The 17,940-nt window shown below is 61.5% G+C and carries 16 protein-coding genes; 15 read left to right on the top strand and 1 reads right to left on the bottom strand.

What is annotated here, in order from left to right:
• The first annotated feature begins 15 nt into the window (after positions 1-15).
• The 11 genes from FFI94_RS26985 (at position 16) to FFI94_RS26935 (ending at position 9,882) form a co-directional block, all read left to right on the top strand.
• The gene (locus tag FFI94_RS26985) at positions 16-1,692 is read left to right on the top strand and encodes an FAD-dependent oxidoreductase (protein WP_138870516.1); all 1,677 of its coding nucleotides are present in this window, start codon (positions 16-18) and stop codon (positions 1,690-1,692) included.
• Between the two features lie 84 nt (positions 1,693-1,776).
• Positions 1,777-2,613, top strand: coding sequence for a glucose 1-dehydrogenase (locus FFI94_RS26980; protein ID WP_138870515.1), 837 nt, complete (start codon positions 1,777-1,779; stop codon positions 2,611-2,613).
• 90 nt (positions 2,614-2,703) lie between these two features.
• Positions 2,704-3,492: an SDR family NAD(P)-dependent oxidoreductase gene (locus tag FFI94_RS26975; RefSeq protein WP_138870514.1), complete on the top strand. Its 789-nt coding sequence runs from the start codon at positions 2,704-2,706 to the stop codon at positions 3,490-3,492.
• A gap of 126 nt (positions 3,493-3,618) precedes the next feature.
• On the top strand, positions 3,619-3,825 hold the full coding sequence (locus tag FFI94_RS26970) for a ferredoxin (RefSeq protein WP_138870513.1): 207 nt from the start codon (positions 3,619-3,621) through the stop codon (positions 3,823-3,825).
• 4 nt (positions 3,826-3,829) lie between these two features.
• Positions 3,830-5,107, top strand: coding sequence for a CoA transferase (locus tag FFI94_RS26965; RefSeq protein ID WP_138870512.1), 1,278 nt, complete (start codon positions 3,830-3,832; stop codon positions 5,105-5,107).
• Positions 5,104-6,324, top strand: a complete 1,221-nt coding sequence (locus FFI94_RS26960; RefSeq protein ID WP_138870511.1) for a CaiB/BaiF CoA-transferase family protein — start codon at positions 5,104-5,106, stop codon at positions 6,322-6,324. Before FFI94_RS26965 ends, FFI94_RS26960 begins: the two co-directional genes overlap by 4 nt.
• A 73-nt stretch (positions 6,325-6,397) precedes the next feature.
• The gene (locus FFI94_RS26955; RefSeq protein WP_260684353.1) at positions 6,398-7,006 is read left to right on the top strand and encodes a MaoC family dehydratase N-terminal domain-containing protein; all 609 of its coding nucleotides are present in this window, start codon (positions 6,398-6,400) and stop codon (positions 7,004-7,006) included.
• Positions 7,003-7,461, top strand: coding sequence for an acyl dehydratase (locus FFI94_RS26950; protein ID WP_138870510.1), 459 nt, complete (start codon positions 7,003-7,005; stop codon positions 7,459-7,461). Before FFI94_RS26955 ends, FFI94_RS26950 begins: the two co-directional genes overlap by 4 nt.
• On the top strand, positions 7,458-8,633 hold the full coding sequence (locus tag FFI94_RS26945; protein ID WP_138870509.1) for a thiolase family protein: 1,176 nt from the start codon (positions 7,458-7,460) through the stop codon (positions 8,631-8,633). Before FFI94_RS26950 ends, FFI94_RS26945 begins: the two co-directional genes overlap by 4 nt.
• A gap of 15 nt (positions 8,634-8,648) precedes the next feature.
• The gene (locus tag FFI94_RS26940) at positions 8,649-9,056 is read left to right on the top strand and encodes a Zn-ribbon domain-containing OB-fold protein (RefSeq protein ID WP_138870508.1); all 408 of its coding nucleotides are present in this window, start codon (positions 8,649-8,651) and stop codon (positions 9,054-9,056) included.
• An 85-nt stretch (positions 9,057-9,141) separates the two neighbouring features.
• Positions 9,142-9,882: a FadR/GntR family transcriptional regulator gene (locus FFI94_RS26935; RefSeq protein WP_138870507.1), complete on the top strand. Its 741-nt coding sequence runs from the start codon at positions 9,142-9,144 to the stop codon at positions 9,880-9,882.
• Between the two features lie 22 nt (positions 9,883-9,904).
• Here FFI94_RS26935 and FFI94_RS26930 read toward each other — a convergent pair whose 3' ends face one another.
• Entirely contained in the window at positions 9,905-10,504 is a 600-nt protein-coding gene (locus FFI94_RS26930; RefSeq protein ID WP_260684352.1) for a TetR/AcrR family transcriptional regulator, read from the bottom strand.
• Between the two features lie 109 nt (positions 10,505-10,613).
• Here FFI94_RS26930 and FFI94_RS26925 point away from each other — a divergent pair, with 109 nt between their 5' ends.
• The 4 genes from FFI94_RS26925 (at position 10,614) to FFI94_RS26910 (ending at position 17,897) form a co-directional block, all read left to right on the top strand.
• Positions 10,614-12,728, top strand: coding sequence for an acyl-CoA dehydrogenase family protein (locus tag FFI94_RS26925; protein ID WP_138870505.1), 2,115 nt, complete (start codon positions 10,614-10,616; stop codon positions 12,726-12,728).
• A 53-nt stretch (positions 12,729-12,781) separates the two neighbouring features.
• Positions 12,782-14,905: an acetate--CoA ligase family protein gene (locus FFI94_RS26920; RefSeq protein ID WP_138870504.1), complete on the top strand. Its 2,124-nt coding sequence runs from the start codon at positions 12,782-12,784 to the stop codon at positions 14,903-14,905.
• An 82-nt stretch (positions 14,906-14,987) separates the two neighbouring features.
• Entirely contained in the window at positions 14,988-16,067 is a 1,080-nt protein-coding gene (locus FFI94_RS26915; protein WP_138870503.1) for a Zn-dependent alcohol dehydrogenase, read from the top strand.
• Between the two features lie 312 nt (positions 16,068-16,379).
• Positions 16,380-17,897 (top strand): ABC transporter substrate-binding protein, encoded by a 1,518-nt coding sequence (locus FFI94_RS26910; protein WP_138870502.1) that lies wholly within the window; start codon positions 16,380-16,382, stop codon positions 17,895-17,897.
• Positions 17,898-17,940 lie beyond the last annotated feature (43 nt).

The raw sequence follows: 17,940 nt of genomic DNA, 5'->3' as shown, positions 1-17,940 counted from the left end.
GAGGATTCGAGCCGAATGACCTATGTGATCACACAGCCGTGCTGCAACGATGCGAGTTGCGTCAGCGTATGTCCGGTGAACTGCATCCATCCGACTCCCGATGAGTCGGAGTTCATGCGGACCGAGATGTTGTTCATCGACCCTGCCACGTGTATCGACTGTGGCGCATGTGTCGAGGAGTGCCCGGTCGAGGCAATTCTCGATGACGAGTCGCTCGACGAGGGGCAGCAGCGGTACCTGCAGATCAATGCGGACTACTACACAGATCACGATGTGACCGCAGGGTTGGTCGTGCCTGGCAAGAACCTGCCACTCATCGACGGTGAAAAGGTGAACGTCGCGATCGTCGGGGCGGGGCCGGCGGCTTTCTACGCCGCCGGCGAACTGGTGAAGCACCCAGCCGTGCGCGTCGACATGTTCGATCGACTCCCCACTCCGTACGGCCTGGTTCGGGCCGGGGTGGCGCCGGATCATCCCTCGACGAAACAAGTGGAGAAGACCTTTGCGGCTATCGCCGCGAGAAAGTCGTTCGAGTACTTTCTCAACGTCGAGGTCGGCCGGCATGTCAGCACCGACGAACTGCGTGAACGGTATGGCGCAGTGATCTACGCGCACGGCGCGTCCACCGACAAGCGTCTGGGAATCGTTGGTGAGGACCGCGCGGGCAGTATAGCGGCAACTGATTTCGTGGCCTGGTACAACGGACATCCGGACTACGCAGATCGACAGTTCGACCTGTCCGGTTCGCGGGCCGTTGTCGTCGGCAATGGCAATGTCGCGTTGGACGTAGCGCGAATACTTCTTACGAACCCTGATGTGCTCAGAACCACCGACATTGCGAACCATGCTCTGGAAGCCTTGGGCAGGTCGCGAATTGACGAAGTGGTAATCATGGCCAGGCGAGGGATCGCGCAGGCTGCGTACACCGTCGGAGAGTTTCTGGCGATGGGTGACTTGCCAGGTGTGGATGTGATTATCGACCCCGATGAACTGGTTCTGGATCCGGTCAATGCAAAGGCGCTCCTTGACGGAACTCTCGACTCGACGATTGCGACAAAACTTCGGATCGCCAAGGAGTTCGCCGCCCGGATGCCGACGGAAGGGGCCAAACGGGTCGTGTTCCGGTATCTGCTCTCGCCCATTGCGATCGACGGCGCCGGGGATCGAACCGATTCGGTGCGCTGCGTGCGCAATGCGTTCGGCGTGTCGCCGGGTAGTGGCGCGGCGGTCGCACCGACAGGTGAGGAGTTCGACCTTCATGCCACGTTGGTGATGCGGGCAATCGGCTACACCGGCCTGGCTCTCGACGGCGTGCCGTTCGACGACGGAGCCGGAGTCGTTCCCAACGTCGAAGGCCGGGTCGTCGGCGCGACTGGTGGGGACGTAGTACCCGGGGTCTACGTGACGGGGTGGATCAAACGAGGCGCCACCGGCGGTATCGGTCGAAATCGTATGTGTGGGGAAGAGACTGCACGAGCGGTTATCGCAGACCTACGAGCCGGGGTTCTTCCGGAACCGAGCAAATCTCCGGCTGATATTGCAGACCTGGTATCCGGGCGCGGCGCGGACCTTGTCGACGGATCAGGTTGGAAGAGGATCGACGCGGTTGAACGGGCGGTCGGGTCGGAAACGGGACGTCGCCGAGTCAAGCTGATTCGCATCGAGGAGATGGCATCTGTCGCTCGAGGATGAAGCTCGAAATATATTGACGAACATGATGATTGGTCGATATCGGATATATGTAGTTCACTGAGACAGTAGATGACGGGAGCAGAAATGTCCGACCGATTGCATGGCAAGGTTGCACTGATTACCGGTGGAGCGAGCGGGATCGGCGCAGGAACCGCACGTCGATTTGTCTCTGAAGGGGCGCGTGTAGTCATCGCGGACCTCCAGGTGGGCGCGGGTGAAGCTCTGGCCGCCGAGCTCGGCTCAGCGGCTGTATTCGTGCACACCGATGTTACCGAGGAATCGAATATTGCTGCAGCCGTCGACGCGGCGGTCGAGCAGTTCGATCATCTCGACGTGATGTTCAACAATGCGGGAATCATGGGCGCGATGGGTCCGATTGCGAAGTTGCGGTCCGAGGACGTCGACATCACATTCGCAGTTAATCTCCGAGCTACCCTCCTCGGGATGAAACATGCTGCTCGTGTGATGATTCCGCGTCGCAAAGGCGTCATTCTCTCGACGTCGAGCCCGGCCGGTGTCATGGGTGGAGTCGGCCCACACGCCTACAGTGCGACGAAGGCGGGAATTATCGGACTCACACAGTCTGTGGCCGCCGAACTGCGTCCGCACGGAATCAGGGTTAACGCGGTGATACCGGGGGCGGTGGTTTCGGCGATGACCGCCGACCTCACCGCAGGCGGTGCGGACGATATCGACGGAGCTAGGGCTTCGCTCGGCCGCACCGCACTGATGAACCGCCCGGGGACGCCGGAGGACATTGCTGCGGCTGCGCTCTACCTGGTTAGTGACGAGGCGGCCTTCGTGACCGGTATCGCGCTCCCGGTTGATGCCGGTATGACCCGGGCCGGTGGAACGGCGCCGTTCAGCACCGGCCGGTACGAGGAGCCGTCGTCGGTTCTCCATGCCGGGCTACGAGGCTGATTCATTTTCTCGCTTCATATTTCGACAAGGTTGTCGCTTCCGCGACGGTCGCTCACGGTCACTGAAAACGACAAACACGAGAAGGCAGAAATGAACACTGGAAAGCGAGTTCTGGTCACCGGCGCTGCAATGGGGATGGGGCGTGAAATCGCGCTCGAATTCGCTCGCCAAGGTGCCGAACATGTCACGGTTGCCGACCTCGATCTGGCCAAAGCGGAGGCGGTTGCAGCGGAGGTGCGCGAGCTGGGTGCGAAAGCCGTTGCGGTGCATGTCGACCTGCGACACTCGGATCAAGTGCAGGCAATGGTCCACCAGTCGGTGGAGGCTGCCGGCGGGTTGGACGTTCTGATCAACAATGCGGGAGTTCTGGACACCGTCTTCTGTGACAGTGCGAGCATCGAGGAGTTGACCGAGGAGGCGTGGGACGCCGTCTACGCGGTCAATGTGAAGGCGATGTGGCTGGCGACAAAGTTCGCAGCGCCACACCTGCGGGCGTCGGATCGAGGACCGTCGGTAGTGAACGCAGCTTCTGTGGCAGGCATGACGGGATACTCGTTGCCGGCATACGCATCGAGTAAGGGGGCGGTCATTCAGCTAACGCGGACTACCGCGATCGCTCTCGCGCCGGATATTCGCGCGAACTGCTTCTGCCCGGGTTCCATCAAGACGCCGATGGCCGATGCGCATCTTGCCGATGCGGAGGACAAGGAGCAGCGGGAGCGCGAAATGAGTGGCACACACCTGATTCCGCGTCGCGGTGAGCCTGTGGAGGTTGCGGCACTGGTGTGTTTCCTGACGTCCGATGCGGCCTCCTTCATCACCGGGGGCGTCTATCCCGTGGACGGTGGAACTACGGCGTGGCGCGGAGTACGGGCCTGACCTGGACCTTGTCCCGGAGCCTGGGTAGTCCTTGACATCCAAGCAATAGAGACTAATGATAGTCATAGATTTAGGTGACCTGGAACACGCAGGTTGCGTGTCGCCATCCTACGAACGGGAGTCGTGATGAGCTTTCTGACTATCGAGAAGAGCCGCTGCCAAGGCCACGGACGCTGCTACAGCGTCGCCCCCGACCTTCTTTCGGACGACGAGCAGGGCTACGTCGCCGAGACGGGCGAGGTTGCGGTTCCGGCGCAGTTCGAGGCTCAGGCAGAGGAGGCAGTCAATGCGTGCCCCGAGATTGCCATCCGTCGGTCTACCGGCACGGTCTGAGTCCATGCTCCGCCACCTCAAGGTTCTCGACCTCACCGATCATCGGGGGCTAGCCTGTGGTCGTCTTCTGGCGGATCTCGGTGCGGACGTCGTACAGGTAGAACCGCAGGCCGGGTCGACAGCTCGAGGCGCGGCTCCGGTCGACAGCCTCGGCCGGTCGATGTTCTGGGAGACGTTCTCTGCCAACAAGCGAAGCATCGCTCTCGATGTAGCGGCACCCGAGGGTGCTCGGTGCCTGGACGCATTGCTTGCCGTTGCCGACATCGTCGTGACGTCGATGCCCGTACCGGATCTCGAGCGGCTCGATCTGCATCCCGATCGGACGACAGCAGTACACCCCGCGCTCGTACATGTGGCGATTACCCCATTCGGCCTGACCGGGCCGAAATCCAGATATCTCGATTCCGATCTCGTCATCTGGGCTGCAGGTGGACCGCTCGACCCGCATCGTGACGGAGAGCTGCCCCCACTGAGGATCAGTGTCGAGCAAGCATATTTACACGCTGCGACCGACGCTGCGGCCGGCGCGCTATTGGCTCATCGGGTCCGCTGCGCCGACGGCCGCGGCCAGGTTGTCGACGTGTCCGCACAGGCATGCTTGGGGGTCGCAACGCTCGGTCGGGTGCTGGCGTATACGGCCGGGGATGCAAAACCTCAGTGGCACCAGCAGCCCACTTTTCAGGCGCCGAAGCCTGCGTCGGGACGCGTCGACCAAAGTGGTAGCGGTGCATCAACTTCCAGTTCGCTGAAGAAGTGGCATTGCATCGACGGGATCGTCGAACTGCATCTGGCCATGGGGCCGGCCTCCGGCGGTTTCACGAACAACTTCATCCGCTGGATGCACGACGAGGGCGCTTGTGGTGACTACCTTCTTGCGTGGGACTGGCGCACCGTTCCTGCCCGGATCGAATCGGGCGAGATCGGCGAGGACGACATCTTCGAGGTGCGACGACTGACGGCTGAGTTCCTCGGTTCGAAGACCAAGGCTCAGGTGCAGGACGCGGCGGTCCGCTATCGGTTGCTGTGTATCGGGATCTCGGACATGAGCGACATAGCAACAAGTCCACAACTGAGCCATCGAGAGTTCTTCGCGCAGACGGGATCTGGCGGGGATCAGGTGCGGCTTCCCGCTCGATGGGTGCACGTCAGTGGGGGAGCAGGCCCCCAGGTTCGCCGCCCGGCGCCGAGTATCGGTCAACACACCGCCGAGGTGCTCGAGTCCTGGCTCGGCGCAGACGATCCGGTCCTGTCCGAACTTTTGGCGAGTGAGGTGGTGGCATGACAAGCGTACTGAACGGACTGCGGGTACTCGATTTGTCCTGGGTGGTCGCGGGTCCTTTGATCGGTCGAACGCTGGCTGATTTCGGCGCCGAGGTGATCCGAGTCGAGTCGTCGGTTCGTATCGAGACAGCTCGTTTGATGCCGCCGTTCCAAGGCGGCGAGCAGGGCGTCGAGAACTCGATGCTGTACGGGAACGCCAACGCCGGAAAACGGGGCATCACTGTCGATCTCAGCTCCGAAGCCGGGCGCAAGGTGGTTGCAGCACTGGCTTCGAAGGCGGATGTACTGATCGAGTCGTTCTCACCAGGTCTGATGGCGCGTTGGGGTCTGGACTTCGACACGTTGTCTGCGGGCAACCCAGGGTTGATCATGCTGAGCACATCACTGATGGGTCAGTCGGGTCCACTGTCCACGTTGGCTGGATTCGGCAATATCGGAGCCTCGGCGAGCGGCTTCCAAAATCTGGTGGGCTACGCGGATCGACTGCCGTTCGGGCCGTTCGGACCGTACACCGACTACGTCGGTCCACGGCTCGCGTTGGTGGCATTGCTGGCAGCACTGGCTGATCGCGACAGCACTGGTACGGGCCGGTATCTGGATGTGTCGCAAGTCGAGGCGGGTGTGTTCTTTCTGTCGCCGCAATGTGCGCACTACTTTGCCGACGGTGTGATCGCTCAGCGACAGGGGAATGCGGATACCGCGTACGCGCCGCATGGGGTGTACCCGAGCCGGTCCGAGGACGGAACTGACAGGTTTGTTGCCGTTGCCGTGACCGAGGACGTGCAGTGGCCCAGGCTCGCCGACGTGATCGGAAGGCTTGACCTGCTCGAGGACAAGTCGATGGACTCCGTTGCCGGAAGGCGATCTGCGCGCGATGATCTCGACACTGCCATCGCGCAGTGGACCAGCGCTCGAACCGCGGCGGAAGCCGAGCGGGCTCTCCAGGAGGCAGGCGTACCGGCGCACCGTTCGGCTTCGAGTCAGGACTTCACCGAAGATGAGCAACTCGTGCACCGCGGGCATCTGGTCTCAGTGCCGCATTCGCTGCACGGTCACGTGACGGTGGAGGGGCCGCGGTATCGATTGTCGAGGACTCCAGGCGGGCCTCGAACCGGCGCTCCGACGCTGGGTCAGCACAACAATGCCGTGCTCGCAGACGAACTCGGCTACTCGGCCGACGAGATAGCTGACCTACATGCTGCTGGGACCTTGAATTGACGGCTCCGGTGATCAATCAGGTGAGAAGGCTTGCTGCTCGAGACCATGTGAATCAAACACAGGAGTGAATACGTTGACTGAGACAGTAGCGCAGGAGTCGTTGACCGAGGTCGACGATTGGAAGCGCGAGTGGCAGCCCGTAGTGGACGCGATCGGTCGGGACTTTTCCGACGGTGAGATTCAGTGGGGCGCGGATACGGTCGAGCGCGGGGCGATCCGACGATTCACCGAGCCGTTGGAACTCGATTGCGCGCTGCACACCGATCCCGTTGCTGCCATGGATCGCGGATTCGCGGACGTGACGATGCCGTACGTAGCGATGATGAGCGCGACGATTCCTGCGATGCGCGGTCCGAGCGAGGTGCTCTTCGATTCGGATGAACGAAACGCCCAGCCCGCGCGCAGTCCGATCAACAACGAGGGCCTCGGAATAGGTCCGAAGACTACCGGTTTCATCGGTACGGATATCGACATGGACTTCTTGCGGCCGGTGGTTGCCGGTGAGCGGCTAGGCCGCAGGTCGAATCGGCTCGTTGCCTGTTCTCCGAAGGAGACCGCGTTGGGTCGGGGGGCTTTCCTCAAGTGGGAGTGCGACATCGTCACCGAGGCAGGCGAGGTCGTGGCGCGTCAGCGCACCGGCACCTTTGCATACGTTCCGACGCAGAAAGGAGAAAGCTCGTGAATGCACATTCTTCGCAGCGCTACTTCGAGGACGTCCAAGTGGGTGAATGTACCGAAGCGGTGCCCTTTCCGCTGACCGTGTACCGGATGGTGATGGCGGCTGGATCCACGAGGGACTTCAACTCGATCCACCACAACACCGAGTCCGCTCTGGCCAGCGGTGCCGATGAAATGTACGCAAATACCGGCTTCCTTCTCGGAACCTGGGAACGGTGCGTGCGGGATTGGATCGGAATCGACGGAACCATCCGCAGCCTGGAGAAATTCCGAATGCGTTCGTTCAACTACGTAGGAGAGACGATGGTGGTGCAGGGCAAGGTAATCGGCAAGGGGATCGACGGACCAGGGGCGGGGGTGGTCGCGCTGGAGGTTGAATCCAGAAGCCCACGAGGGGTTTCGGTTGGTCCGGGTGTCGTCACAGTGACACTTCCTCGTCGCATCGGGGTGGCACCATGAGCGCGCGCCCGGTGACGTCCGCGATCGCCGGTCTCGGAATGACGCCCATGGGAAAGATCTACGGTAAGTCGGCTGCCGAACTTGCTGTCGACGCCATCTGTCTGGCCGCGGACGATGCCGGAATCACGATGGGCGAGATCGACGGACTGCTCGTGAACTCCGGGGTGGGCGGTGACATCGGCATGCAACTGCAGTTCTCCTTGCAAATGCGGAATCTTGGAATGCTCACCGCAGTACAGGCTTTCGGATCGTCAGCTGGCGCTATGGTGCAGTATGCCACCCTCGCGATCGAGGCCGGAATGGTCGACACTGTGGTCTGCGTGTTCGCCGACGCGCCACTGACTCAGGGTAAGGGCTCGAGTGGAGCCTACGGCGGTGCAGGACGGAGCCTGACCGGCATCGGTGCGTTGCCTACGGCAGCCGGTTTGCGTAGCGCGCCGGCTAAGTACGCGATGGCGGCTCGTCGGCATATGGAGGCATACGGGACCACTTCGGAGCAGTTCGGGGCGGTTGCGATTGCCGCGAGGGCCTGGGCCGAGATGAATCCTCTTGCCCAGATGCGTGATCCGATGACTCTCGAGGATCACCAGGCTTCACGTGTCATTGCTGACCCGCTTCGACTGTTGGACTGCTGCTTGGTCAGCAACGGCGCGGTCGCGGTGATCGTGACCAGTGCCGAACGTGCTCGCGACCTTGCCCAGCCGCCCGTGTACGTGCGTGGTTGGGGTCAGGGACACCCCGGCTACATTCAGGCGCGGGGCAGCGACTTCGGTCTGAGCACCGGCGCGAAGACCTCGGGTCCGGCGGCGTTGCGGATGGCCGGGATCGAACTCGAAGATATCGACATTGCCGAGATCTACGACTGTTTCACCTACACCACCCTGGTGACACTGGAGGACTATGGCTTCTGCGAGAAGGGTGAAGGCGGCAAGTTCGTGGAGAGCGGCGCCCTCGCGCCCGGTGGTTCGCTGCCCACGAATACCGGCGGCGGAGAACTGTCCGGTTACTACATGTGGGGAATGACTCCGCTTTCCGAAGCGGTAATCCAGGCTCGTGGGCAAGCCGGCGAGCGGCAAGTGGATTCCCACGACCACGTACTGGTGAGCGGTAACGGCGGCGTATTGGACTTCCATTCAAGCCTGGTCCTGAGTCCACGGCCCACGAACAACTGAGATCGGAGAACACTCATGGGATTGTCGGCAGTCTTGCGGAACGAAAGTTCGGCGCCATTCTTCGACGGCACGGCCGAGGGTCGGCTGATGCTGCGTCGTTGCACGAGCTGTGAGAGTTGGTCGGAGCCGGGCGCGCTGCTGTGCGCTCATTGTCAGGGCAGAAGCCTGGAATGGGCGGCCTCGGCCGGATATGGCGAGGTGGTGAGTTGGACGGTCATCCCGGGGCGCCCTCGTGACGGAATAGCGCCACTGTCCGAGGTCGTCGTGTTGGTGGAGATGCGGGAGGGGCCCTGGGTACATATGGCGCTCGTCGATCATGACGGAGTCGGATTGACTGCGGGGATATCTGTTGTGACCGAGTTCACCGCAGTCGAAGGCGGTGAAGTGTTGCCGGTCGCACGGTTGCGCACAAGCCACTCGTGAACCGAAGTTGCAGATATACTAAGGCTAATTACTGCGATTCATGAGGATGAATAGCCGGAGTATTGACGGATTGGAGGGATCGAAGATGAGCGTACGAACCGCGCGTCCACAGAAGACCGCGTTGATCGTGGCGAGGCGGATAGTCGCGGATATCCACCACGACGGATGTAAGCAGGGGGATCGGCTGCCCTCCGAGAAGCACATGCTCGGTAGCTATGAGGTGGGACGTGGAACTCTGCGGGAATCCCTTCGCTATCTCGAACTTTCGGGTGCGATCTCGCTCAAGCCCGGCCCCGGTGGTGGCCCAACCGTGGAGAAGCCTGACGCCTCACATCTCGCGAACAGTCTGGGATTGCTGCTCCAATTCGACGGTGCGCCTTTCAGTTCGATCGTCGAGGTCCGGGAAAGCCTCGAGCCACTGATCGCGAGTCTCGCGGCGCAACGTATCGGCGCCGATCAGCTCGCGGAGCTGGAAGCGTCGGTGCAACTGATGCGTGAGAACCTTTCCGACCGGGCGATGTTCCTCGAAGCGAACCAGTCGTTCCACGACATCATCGCGTGGTCGTCGGGGAACCCGCTCTTCGGATATCTGATCGATGCGATCGAGGGAATCTTCGAAGGTGCGGCGCTGGGTGTCGACTATCCGGTGCACCGCAGGTCCGCTGTATTGAAGGCGCATTCCGCGATTTACGTTGCGATCGAAGCCAAGGATCCCGGAGCGGCGTTGGACTCGATGCGTGAGCACATTCTGGAGTTGAGCAGGTATCTGCGCAAGAAATACCCTGAGGCGCTCGAGCAATCAGTAACCTGGGACGCGATGCACTAGTGCGTGTTGCGTCAGTGTGCCGTCAGGAGTCATCTGTGGTGATCAGTGAGGCGAGTACGAAGTCCACGAGGTCGCTCGTGTATTTGTCGCGCTCCCGGGCAACTCGTTCCCGCAGGTGCGGTGGTGTCGCGATGGCGTGGTTGATCGCGGCTCCGCAGAGCGTGTCGAGCAGAATGGTCACCGGCGTGTCCGAACGTAGTTCTCCACGGCGGACGCCTCGCTGAACGATGGTTCGTGCTGCGGTGATCTGTGACCCGCGCACAGATTGCCATCGTTCGGCGATACCTTCGGTGGCGTGCGATTCCACCGTCATTCGGCGGGCGGCGAGTCCGTGTCGACCACTGAAGAGCTCCACGAGTACCGACGTCATCGCCAGTAGGTCTTCACGCACGTTCCCGGTGTCAATCTCGACGATCGGTGCGAAACGTTGGCCCACACTGTCAGTGAGCAACTCTTCCTTGCTTGCCCATCGCAGGTAGATCGACGCCTTACCGACGCCGGCTACCCGGGCTACCGCGTCTATGGAGAACCCTGCCCATCCGGCGCTGCCGAATACGTCCATGGCAGCATCGGTGATCCGTCGATCGACCTCTGGATCCCGCGGTCTCCCAGCCCTTTCCATCATCATTCCTCCAGTTTCGCATGTTTCGTGAGATTCGCTGTTGACTTACTGAACGATAAGCGTTCATATAGTAATTAATCAACGATGATCGTTCAGTAAAGGTGGGCGCATGACGACGACTGTGGAATCCGATACGACGGACTGCAAGGAGTTTGCGAATTCTGTTGGGCGAGTGCTTGATCGACTGTGGGGTGAGGCCACGGCCGCGCCTGCGGCCGACGTCGCCGGGCTGTGGGACGTCGCTGCCGAGCAGGGTTGGTTCGAACTGGGCGCGGAAGGTGCGCTGGGATTTCTGTTGGCCGCGCAGCGTGAACTCGGGCGACGCGCCTGCCCGCTGCCGGTCTCGGACGCCTATGTCGCCGTCCAACTACTCGACGGTGCCGAAGCTGATGCAATCACGCGGGGCGTGATCCGGCCTCTCGTCTGTTTCACAGAACAGGCAGACCAGACTGAATTTTCCTCACTCGAATGTGCTTTCGGCGCAACCCACCTGCTTCGGGTCGACACTCTCAACGGGGTGGTGGATCTGTTACCTGTCTGGCGTCTTGCCGAGGCTCCCGGAATGGCGGTGCCGGCGTGGACGCGGGTCTCAGGTTCGGAACCTGTGTGCACCCGCACGCTGGGTGTCAGTTGGGTGCGCCGGGTTCGGGGTATTGCGGAGCTGGCGCTGGTGGTTCGCACTCTCGCCGCGGCCGGACGTGCGCATGAACTTGCGACGGATCATGCTCGCACTCGTACCCAGTTCGGCCGGACGATCGGCGCCTTCGGCGCGGTCCAGCAGCGAATCGCACACACGCAGATCGAACTTGTCTCCGCGAACCTCCTTGTGGACGAGGTAATTCGACATCAAGATCCGGTTGATGCTGCGATGTCGGTCGACCTGGCTGTCCATCACGGACGGGAAATCGTCACCACGTCACTGTTCGCGGCGCAGCACACGCTCGGTGCTATCGGATTTTTCGAGGAGCACGAGGCGGCCTGGCTCTTCCGAAGAGTGCATGCTGATGTCGCCGTGCTCGACCAGTTGCGTGGCCGCAATTCCCAGGTTGCCCGCCGGTTGGTCGAGGGCCGTCGAGAATTGCCGGGCATCGGAGCCCCCGCCGACAGTGCTTTCAGGTCGGAGGTTCGGGAATTATTGCATCGCTGGGAATCTGGCGTGAACCTGGATGACCAGAGCTTGCGTGACGAGTATGCCCGCAGGGGTTTGTTCAGGCTGGGGTGGCCTGACGAATTCGGCGGGCGTTCGGCCACGGCCGAGGATCGAGCCACTCTGGCGGCCGAGTCCAAGTACTATCGGGCCCCTGTCGTGGTGGATCGCGCACTCAGTGCAACCAGCTTGCTGGGTCACGCAATTCTCCGGCACGGTACAGACGAGCAGAAGGCCGAGTTCCTCCCGCTGATCGGCCGTGGTGAGATGGCGTTCTGCCTCGGGTACAGCGAACCGGAGGTTGGTTCGGATCTGGCGTCGGTCCGCACTCGGGCGACCAGAGATGGCGGCGACTGGTTGATTGACGGGCAGAAGTCCTGGACAACACGGGCGCTGTCGGCGACTCACGTGTGGCTGGCGACCAGTACTGATCCTGGCGCTTCTCCCCGGCATGCGGGTATCACCATCTTCCTCGTCTCGATGGATACACCCGGTATCGAAATTCAAAGTCACACAGCACTGTCCGGGGAAATTTCGTGCTCGGTGTTCTACGATCGCGTGCGGGTCCCGGACTCGGCCCGAGTAGGTGACGTCAACGGTGGGTGGCGGGTCATCACGGACGCGCTCACATCCGAGCGGTTGGTGATGGGAGGGATCGCTGCGACGCTGCACCGGCAACTCGACGACCTTGTGGGACTGGTCCGTACAGACCCGAAGGGAAAATTGGGCAGTGCCGATTCGCTTCTGCGGCATCGGCTATCCAGCCTAGCCGCAAGATTGCAGGCAGCGAGGGTATTGGTGGCTGCCGCGAACGCAGAGGTCGCGGGCGGTTCCGGAAATGCCGACACGGCGCCGATGGCGGCGGTTCTCGCCGGCGAGCTTGCCGAAGACCTCGGACAATTTGCATTCGAAGTGCTGGGACCTGATGCCGCGTTGTCCGCAACCAGTGCAGGATCTGTGGCCGGCGGTGTTTTCGAGCAAGGGCTCCGTACGGCTCCGATGTTTGTCATCGGCGGTGGCACCAACGACATTCAGCGTGCCTTGATCGCGCGTCGTATGGGTCTGGCGCGCGAGTAGCTCCCTGCACCACATGTGAATACAACATATTGACAAATGACATTGGAGGACTGATGAACCGTACACCGATTACCCCGGAACGATTGAGAGCCGCGTTCGCGCCCACGAGTTTCGCGATCATCGGGGCTAGTGAAAAGTCTAATTTCTCGCGGCTGGTCCATGCGAATCTTGTTGCAGCCGGGCATGAGTCGAGAACGTACCTGATCAATCCGCGCTCGCCGGCGGTACACGGGAGGCCGACACATCCGACCTGCGTGTCAGTCGGTACACCGATCGACCTCGCCTTTGTCATGGTGCCGGCCTCGTCGACAGTACAGGCGCTGCGCGACGCTGCAGATGCCGGAGCCAAGGGCGTCCTCGTCCTGAGCTCGGGTTTTGCCGAGACGGGGCCGGACGGCTTGCAGCTTCAGCAGGAGCTGACTTCTGTTGCGGAAGAATTGGGTGTCGTGCTGATCGGGCCGAACGTGCTCGGGTACGTCGACGTGGCGGCAAGGATTCCGGCGATGGCTCTGGCGAATCCGCCGCAGGAACCAGGCAACGTTGCCCTCATTTCGCAAAGTGGCGCCAGTTGCGGAGCAATGAAGGACTTTGCCGCGTTATCCGGCGTCGGGCTCTCACACGTCATCACGGTAGGAAACGAAGCCATGGTGACGGTCGGCCATCTCATCGACTACCTGGTCGAGGATGATCAGGTCGAAGCCATCGCCGTGTTCATGGAGGGGATCCGGCAGCCGGAGGTTTTCGCATCGGCTGCGCGACGAGCAACTTTGGCGGGCAAGGCCGTAGTTGTCCTCAAAGCAGGAAAGAGTGACTTGGCGGCCAGGTCGGCGACTGCGCACACCGGCGCGCTGGTCGGGGACAACCGGGTGGTGGACGCGGTCTTCGAAAGGCTCGGTGTGATCCGGGTTGACACGGTCGAAGATATGTTGGTCACCGCTGGATTCGCAGCGCACACAGGCCCGTTGGAACAGACGGGACTCGGGGTGGTGTCGATCTCGGGTGGCGCGTGCGACATCATCGCGGATCTCGCGCACGATGCCGGCGTACGAATCCCGGACCTGACCGAGGGAACTGTGCGTGAGATTGCAGCGGTAATGCCGTCGTACGGACACGTTCAGAATCCGCTGGACGTGACCGGAGCTGCGATCATCGACCCAGACCTGTTCCGGTCCGCAGTCACGGCAGTTGGCAATGACCCGGAAGTCGGTGCGGTCCTCGTGGTCAACAGTCTTCCGCTAGGTGATGCCGGGGAAGATTTCTACGGCCAACCGCTCGTCGATGCGATCGGGGCAGGCTTGATCGGAAGCAAGGCTCCTGGCAGTTATCTGACCCAGGTAACCCAGCCGATCGGTGCAACGGCGCGACAGGCAATGAGTAGGGGAGGTGTGCCACATGTGATTCCGGGATTGCGACTGGGTGTGGACGCCTTCGCCCGGGTTGCGCAGTGGTCGCGGCGCCGCGCTCGGATCGATTCTACGGAGGTGGCGCAGAGTGTGGTAGTGCGAACTGTCGGTGCAGCGCCTCTTTCCGAGGTCGAAGCCCGCAATCTGATGAAATCGGCAGGTGTGCCGGTAGTTCCGGCGGTGCACGTGCATTCCGGCGTAGCCGCGGCGGCAGCTGTACGGCAGTTCGGCTGCCCCGTGGCGATGAAAATCGTCTCGGCCGGCATAGCGCACAAGACCGATCTCGGCTGCGTGCACCTCGGGGTGACGGAAGCAGACGCTGACCGAATCTACGACGAGATCCTGATCGCGGCAGCTCATCCCACGGCAAACGGTGCTGTCCTGGACGGCGTTCTGGTCTCGCCGATGCGGTCCGGCGGTATCGAACTGTTGGTAGGAGTGACGCGCGATCCGGACTGGGGATTGATGCTTGCCGTGGCGCTTGGCGGAGTCCTGGTCGAAGTCCTCGATGATGTGGCGTCGGCACCTCTTCCGGTTGCGAAGGGCGAGGCGCGACGCATGCTCGAGAGGTTGCGAGGTGCGGCACTGCTGCACGGTGTGCGGGGCGGGAAGGCCGCGGATCTGGACGCGCTCGCAGAGGTGGTGTGCTCGATCGGTCGTCTCGCGCAGGAACTCGAACCAACCCTGGATTCTTTGGAGGTCAACCCACTTCGGGTCGATGGCGCGACAATCGAAGCGCTTGACGCGCTGGTGGTGTGGCGTGCATCGGAGTAAGAGCGTGGGTGCACACGAAACTGGCAGGCGAACCCGAGATTCCATTTTCCGACACGTCACCGATAATCCGGAGGTGTAAGCGTTGAAAGCTGCAGTACTCAACCAGTTCAATTCAGATCTGAGCATCGAGGATATCGATGTCGCGGACCCGGGACCCCATGAAGTGCTGGTTCGCACTGTCGCTTCGGGAGTGTGCCAAACCGACAGGACCATGCAGTTCGGTGCTCAGCCTCTTTCCCTCCCATTGGTGCTCGGGCACGAGGCGTCGGGAATCGTCGAGCGAGTGGGCAGTGAGGTGACGTACGTACGGCCAGGTGATCGTGTAGCCACCTGCGCGTCTGCATTCTGCGGGGTATGCCGTTGGTGTATGTCCGGCGAGCTGCAGCACTGTGAAGACAAGAAGCGTGCGCGGCCTACGGGTGGGACACCACGACTTTCTCGTGCCGGCACCGCTGTGGATGCCTTTGTCGGGTTGGGTGGGTTCGCAGAAGAGTTGCTCGTGCACGAACGCACACTTGTCCGACTGCCGGACGAAATGCCTCTCGATATTGCTGCGCTGCTCGGCTGCGCGGGTATCACCGGCCTCGGTGCTGTGCGGCGCGCCGCGAAGGTTCGGATGGGCCAGACCGTAGCCGTGATCGGTTGTGGCGGTGTCGGTCTCAACGTCGTCCAAGGCGCACGACTGGCTGGTGCGTCGCGCATCATTGCGATCGACCGGATCCCGGCCAAACTCGAGTTTGCGAAGAAGTTCGGTGCGACAGACGTGGTGGACGCAAGCATCTGCGACCCGGTTGAAGCGGTGCGGGAACTCACACGTGGCGGGGTGGACCATGCGATCGAGGTGGTTGGTGTTGCGGCGACGGTGGAGCAGGCGTTTGCGATGCTCGACACAATGGGCATGGCAACGGTGGTCGGTGTTGCTCGGCCGGACGTGGAGGTCCGAATTCCGGCGACAGATCTGCTCTTGGAGAAGAAGTTACAGGGGACGAAGATGGGGTCGACCCGTTTTCGGCTGGACATCCCGTTGTACTGCCAGCTCTATCTTGACGGGCGGTTGGAGCTTGACGCGTTGCTCAGTGAGCGCGTTTCGCTCACCGGCGTGAATTCAGCCCTGAAGGATCTGGATCATCCTCTCGGTGCACGCGCGGTAATTGCCTTCTAGGCGAACGACAGTCCTTCACTGTCGACAGCTCAACAGCAGCCCGCCGGATCCATATCCGACGGGCTGCTTCCTCATGCGTGTGTAGATCAAGGGAGACTGTCGAATCCGTCGAGCGGTATTGAGATGACAAGGTGCGATCCGAGCCCTCTACTCCGCGCAATCTTGCGTTTGCCGTGATTGCCGAGTGTCACAGTTCGACGAGAAATTAGTGCTAACGATGCGCATAATTGTCATTGACTTTGGATGTGATCTGCATCATGATTCATCTAATGCGTGGCAGGAGCCACGAACAAAATCCATCCAGGAGGGTTCATGCGCACGAAAGTGGCGGCGGTGATGGCGGGAATCATGTCCGTCGGACTGCTCACGGCTTGCGGCGGTGGTACGACGAGCGCACAGTCCACGGGCACTGTCACGTTGGCTGCGACAAGCGTCGTCAGCAAGTGGGATCCGTACAAGAATGACTGGAGCGTGTTCAAAGAGAGCCTCCAGGCCGTCTACGACTCGCTGATCTACCGTGGTGCCGACGGGGCATTTTCTCCGGGGATGGCGACGGAATGGGGTTACTCGACACCCACAACCTTCGAGATGACGCTTCGCGAAGGCGTGACGTTCACGGACGGTACGACGTTCGATGCGGCAGTCGCGAAGAAGAACCTGGACCGAGCCAAGACCGTGACGGGGCCGAAGACGTTCCAACTCGCGGATGTCACCGGTGTAGAGGTCACTGATCCCTATAAGCTCAAGTTGACGCTCTCGCAGCCGAACCCTTCACTGCCGCTGGTCTTCACGCAGAACCTCGGCATGATGGTGAGCTCGCAGGCGATCGACAATCCTGATCAGCTCGACCAGCAACCCGTCGGATCGGGGCCATACTCGCTGGACGCTGCCCGCTCGACTCCGAACGACACCTTCACGTTCGTGAAGAACGACGGATATTGGGATGTTGCGAATACCCATTTCAATACCTATGTATTGAAGAAGATTTCGGATACAGCTGCTGCGCTCAACGCGTTGCGCTCGGGTCAGATCGACGGCACGATCGGCAACCGACCGGACGTACCGACCGCTGAACAAGCTGGTATGAAGACACATCAGCAGCTGTCCTACAGCGCCGGCCTGATGATCGGTGACAGGGAAGGGCGTGATGTTCCGGCACTCGGCGACGTTCGCGTCCGCCAAGCACTGAACTACGCGATGGACCGGGAAGCGTTGCAGGAAACCATCGGTGACGGCACGATCTCGACACAGCTCTTCCCGCCGGGCAGCCCGGGCAACGATCCCACACTGGACACCAAGTACCCGTACGACCCGGAAAAGGCGCGCCAACTGCTCGCCGAGGCAGGCTACGGAAACGGGCTTGATCTGACGATCGTGTGCACGCAGGTTCAGTTCTTCGACCGCTACGCGCAGGCTGCCGCACAGATGCTGAACAAGGTCGGAATCAACGCGACCATCAACAACTTGCAGTTGCCGGACTATCAGACGGCTCGATTCTCCGGGAAGACGCCGACCTACGCCTGGTTCTACAACCCGGCTGACAATTTCTACGACGCCTCTCAGGTGCTGTCGAGCAACGGCCTCTACAACGCGTACAAGATCAAAGACCCCAAGGTGGACGAGCTGATCGCTCGGGCCGCGGTGCAGACCGGCGCAGAGCAGGACGCAACTTTCAAGGAGCTCTCCGCCTATACGGTGGATCAGGCCTTCTTCACGATCACGAACTTTGGTGACGCGTACTACTTCTACAACCCGAAGACGTTGAAGGAGCCCGAGTTCACCCAGTTCGATCCCACCCTGCCGGTTATCAGGTCCCTCCAACCGGCGTAGTGACCATCGTCCGTGTGGCCCGCCGCGGTGGGTCACACGGACA

The sequence above is a fragment of the Rhodococcus sp. KBS0724 genome (genome assembly GCF_005938745.2).
Classification (GTDB): domain Bacteria; phylum Actinomycetota; class Actinomycetes; order Mycobacteriales; family Mycobacteriaceae; genus Rhodococcus_F.
The sequence above is the reverse complement of the archived record's forward strand: the minus strand, read 5'-3'. Positions and strand labels throughout refer to the sequence as shown.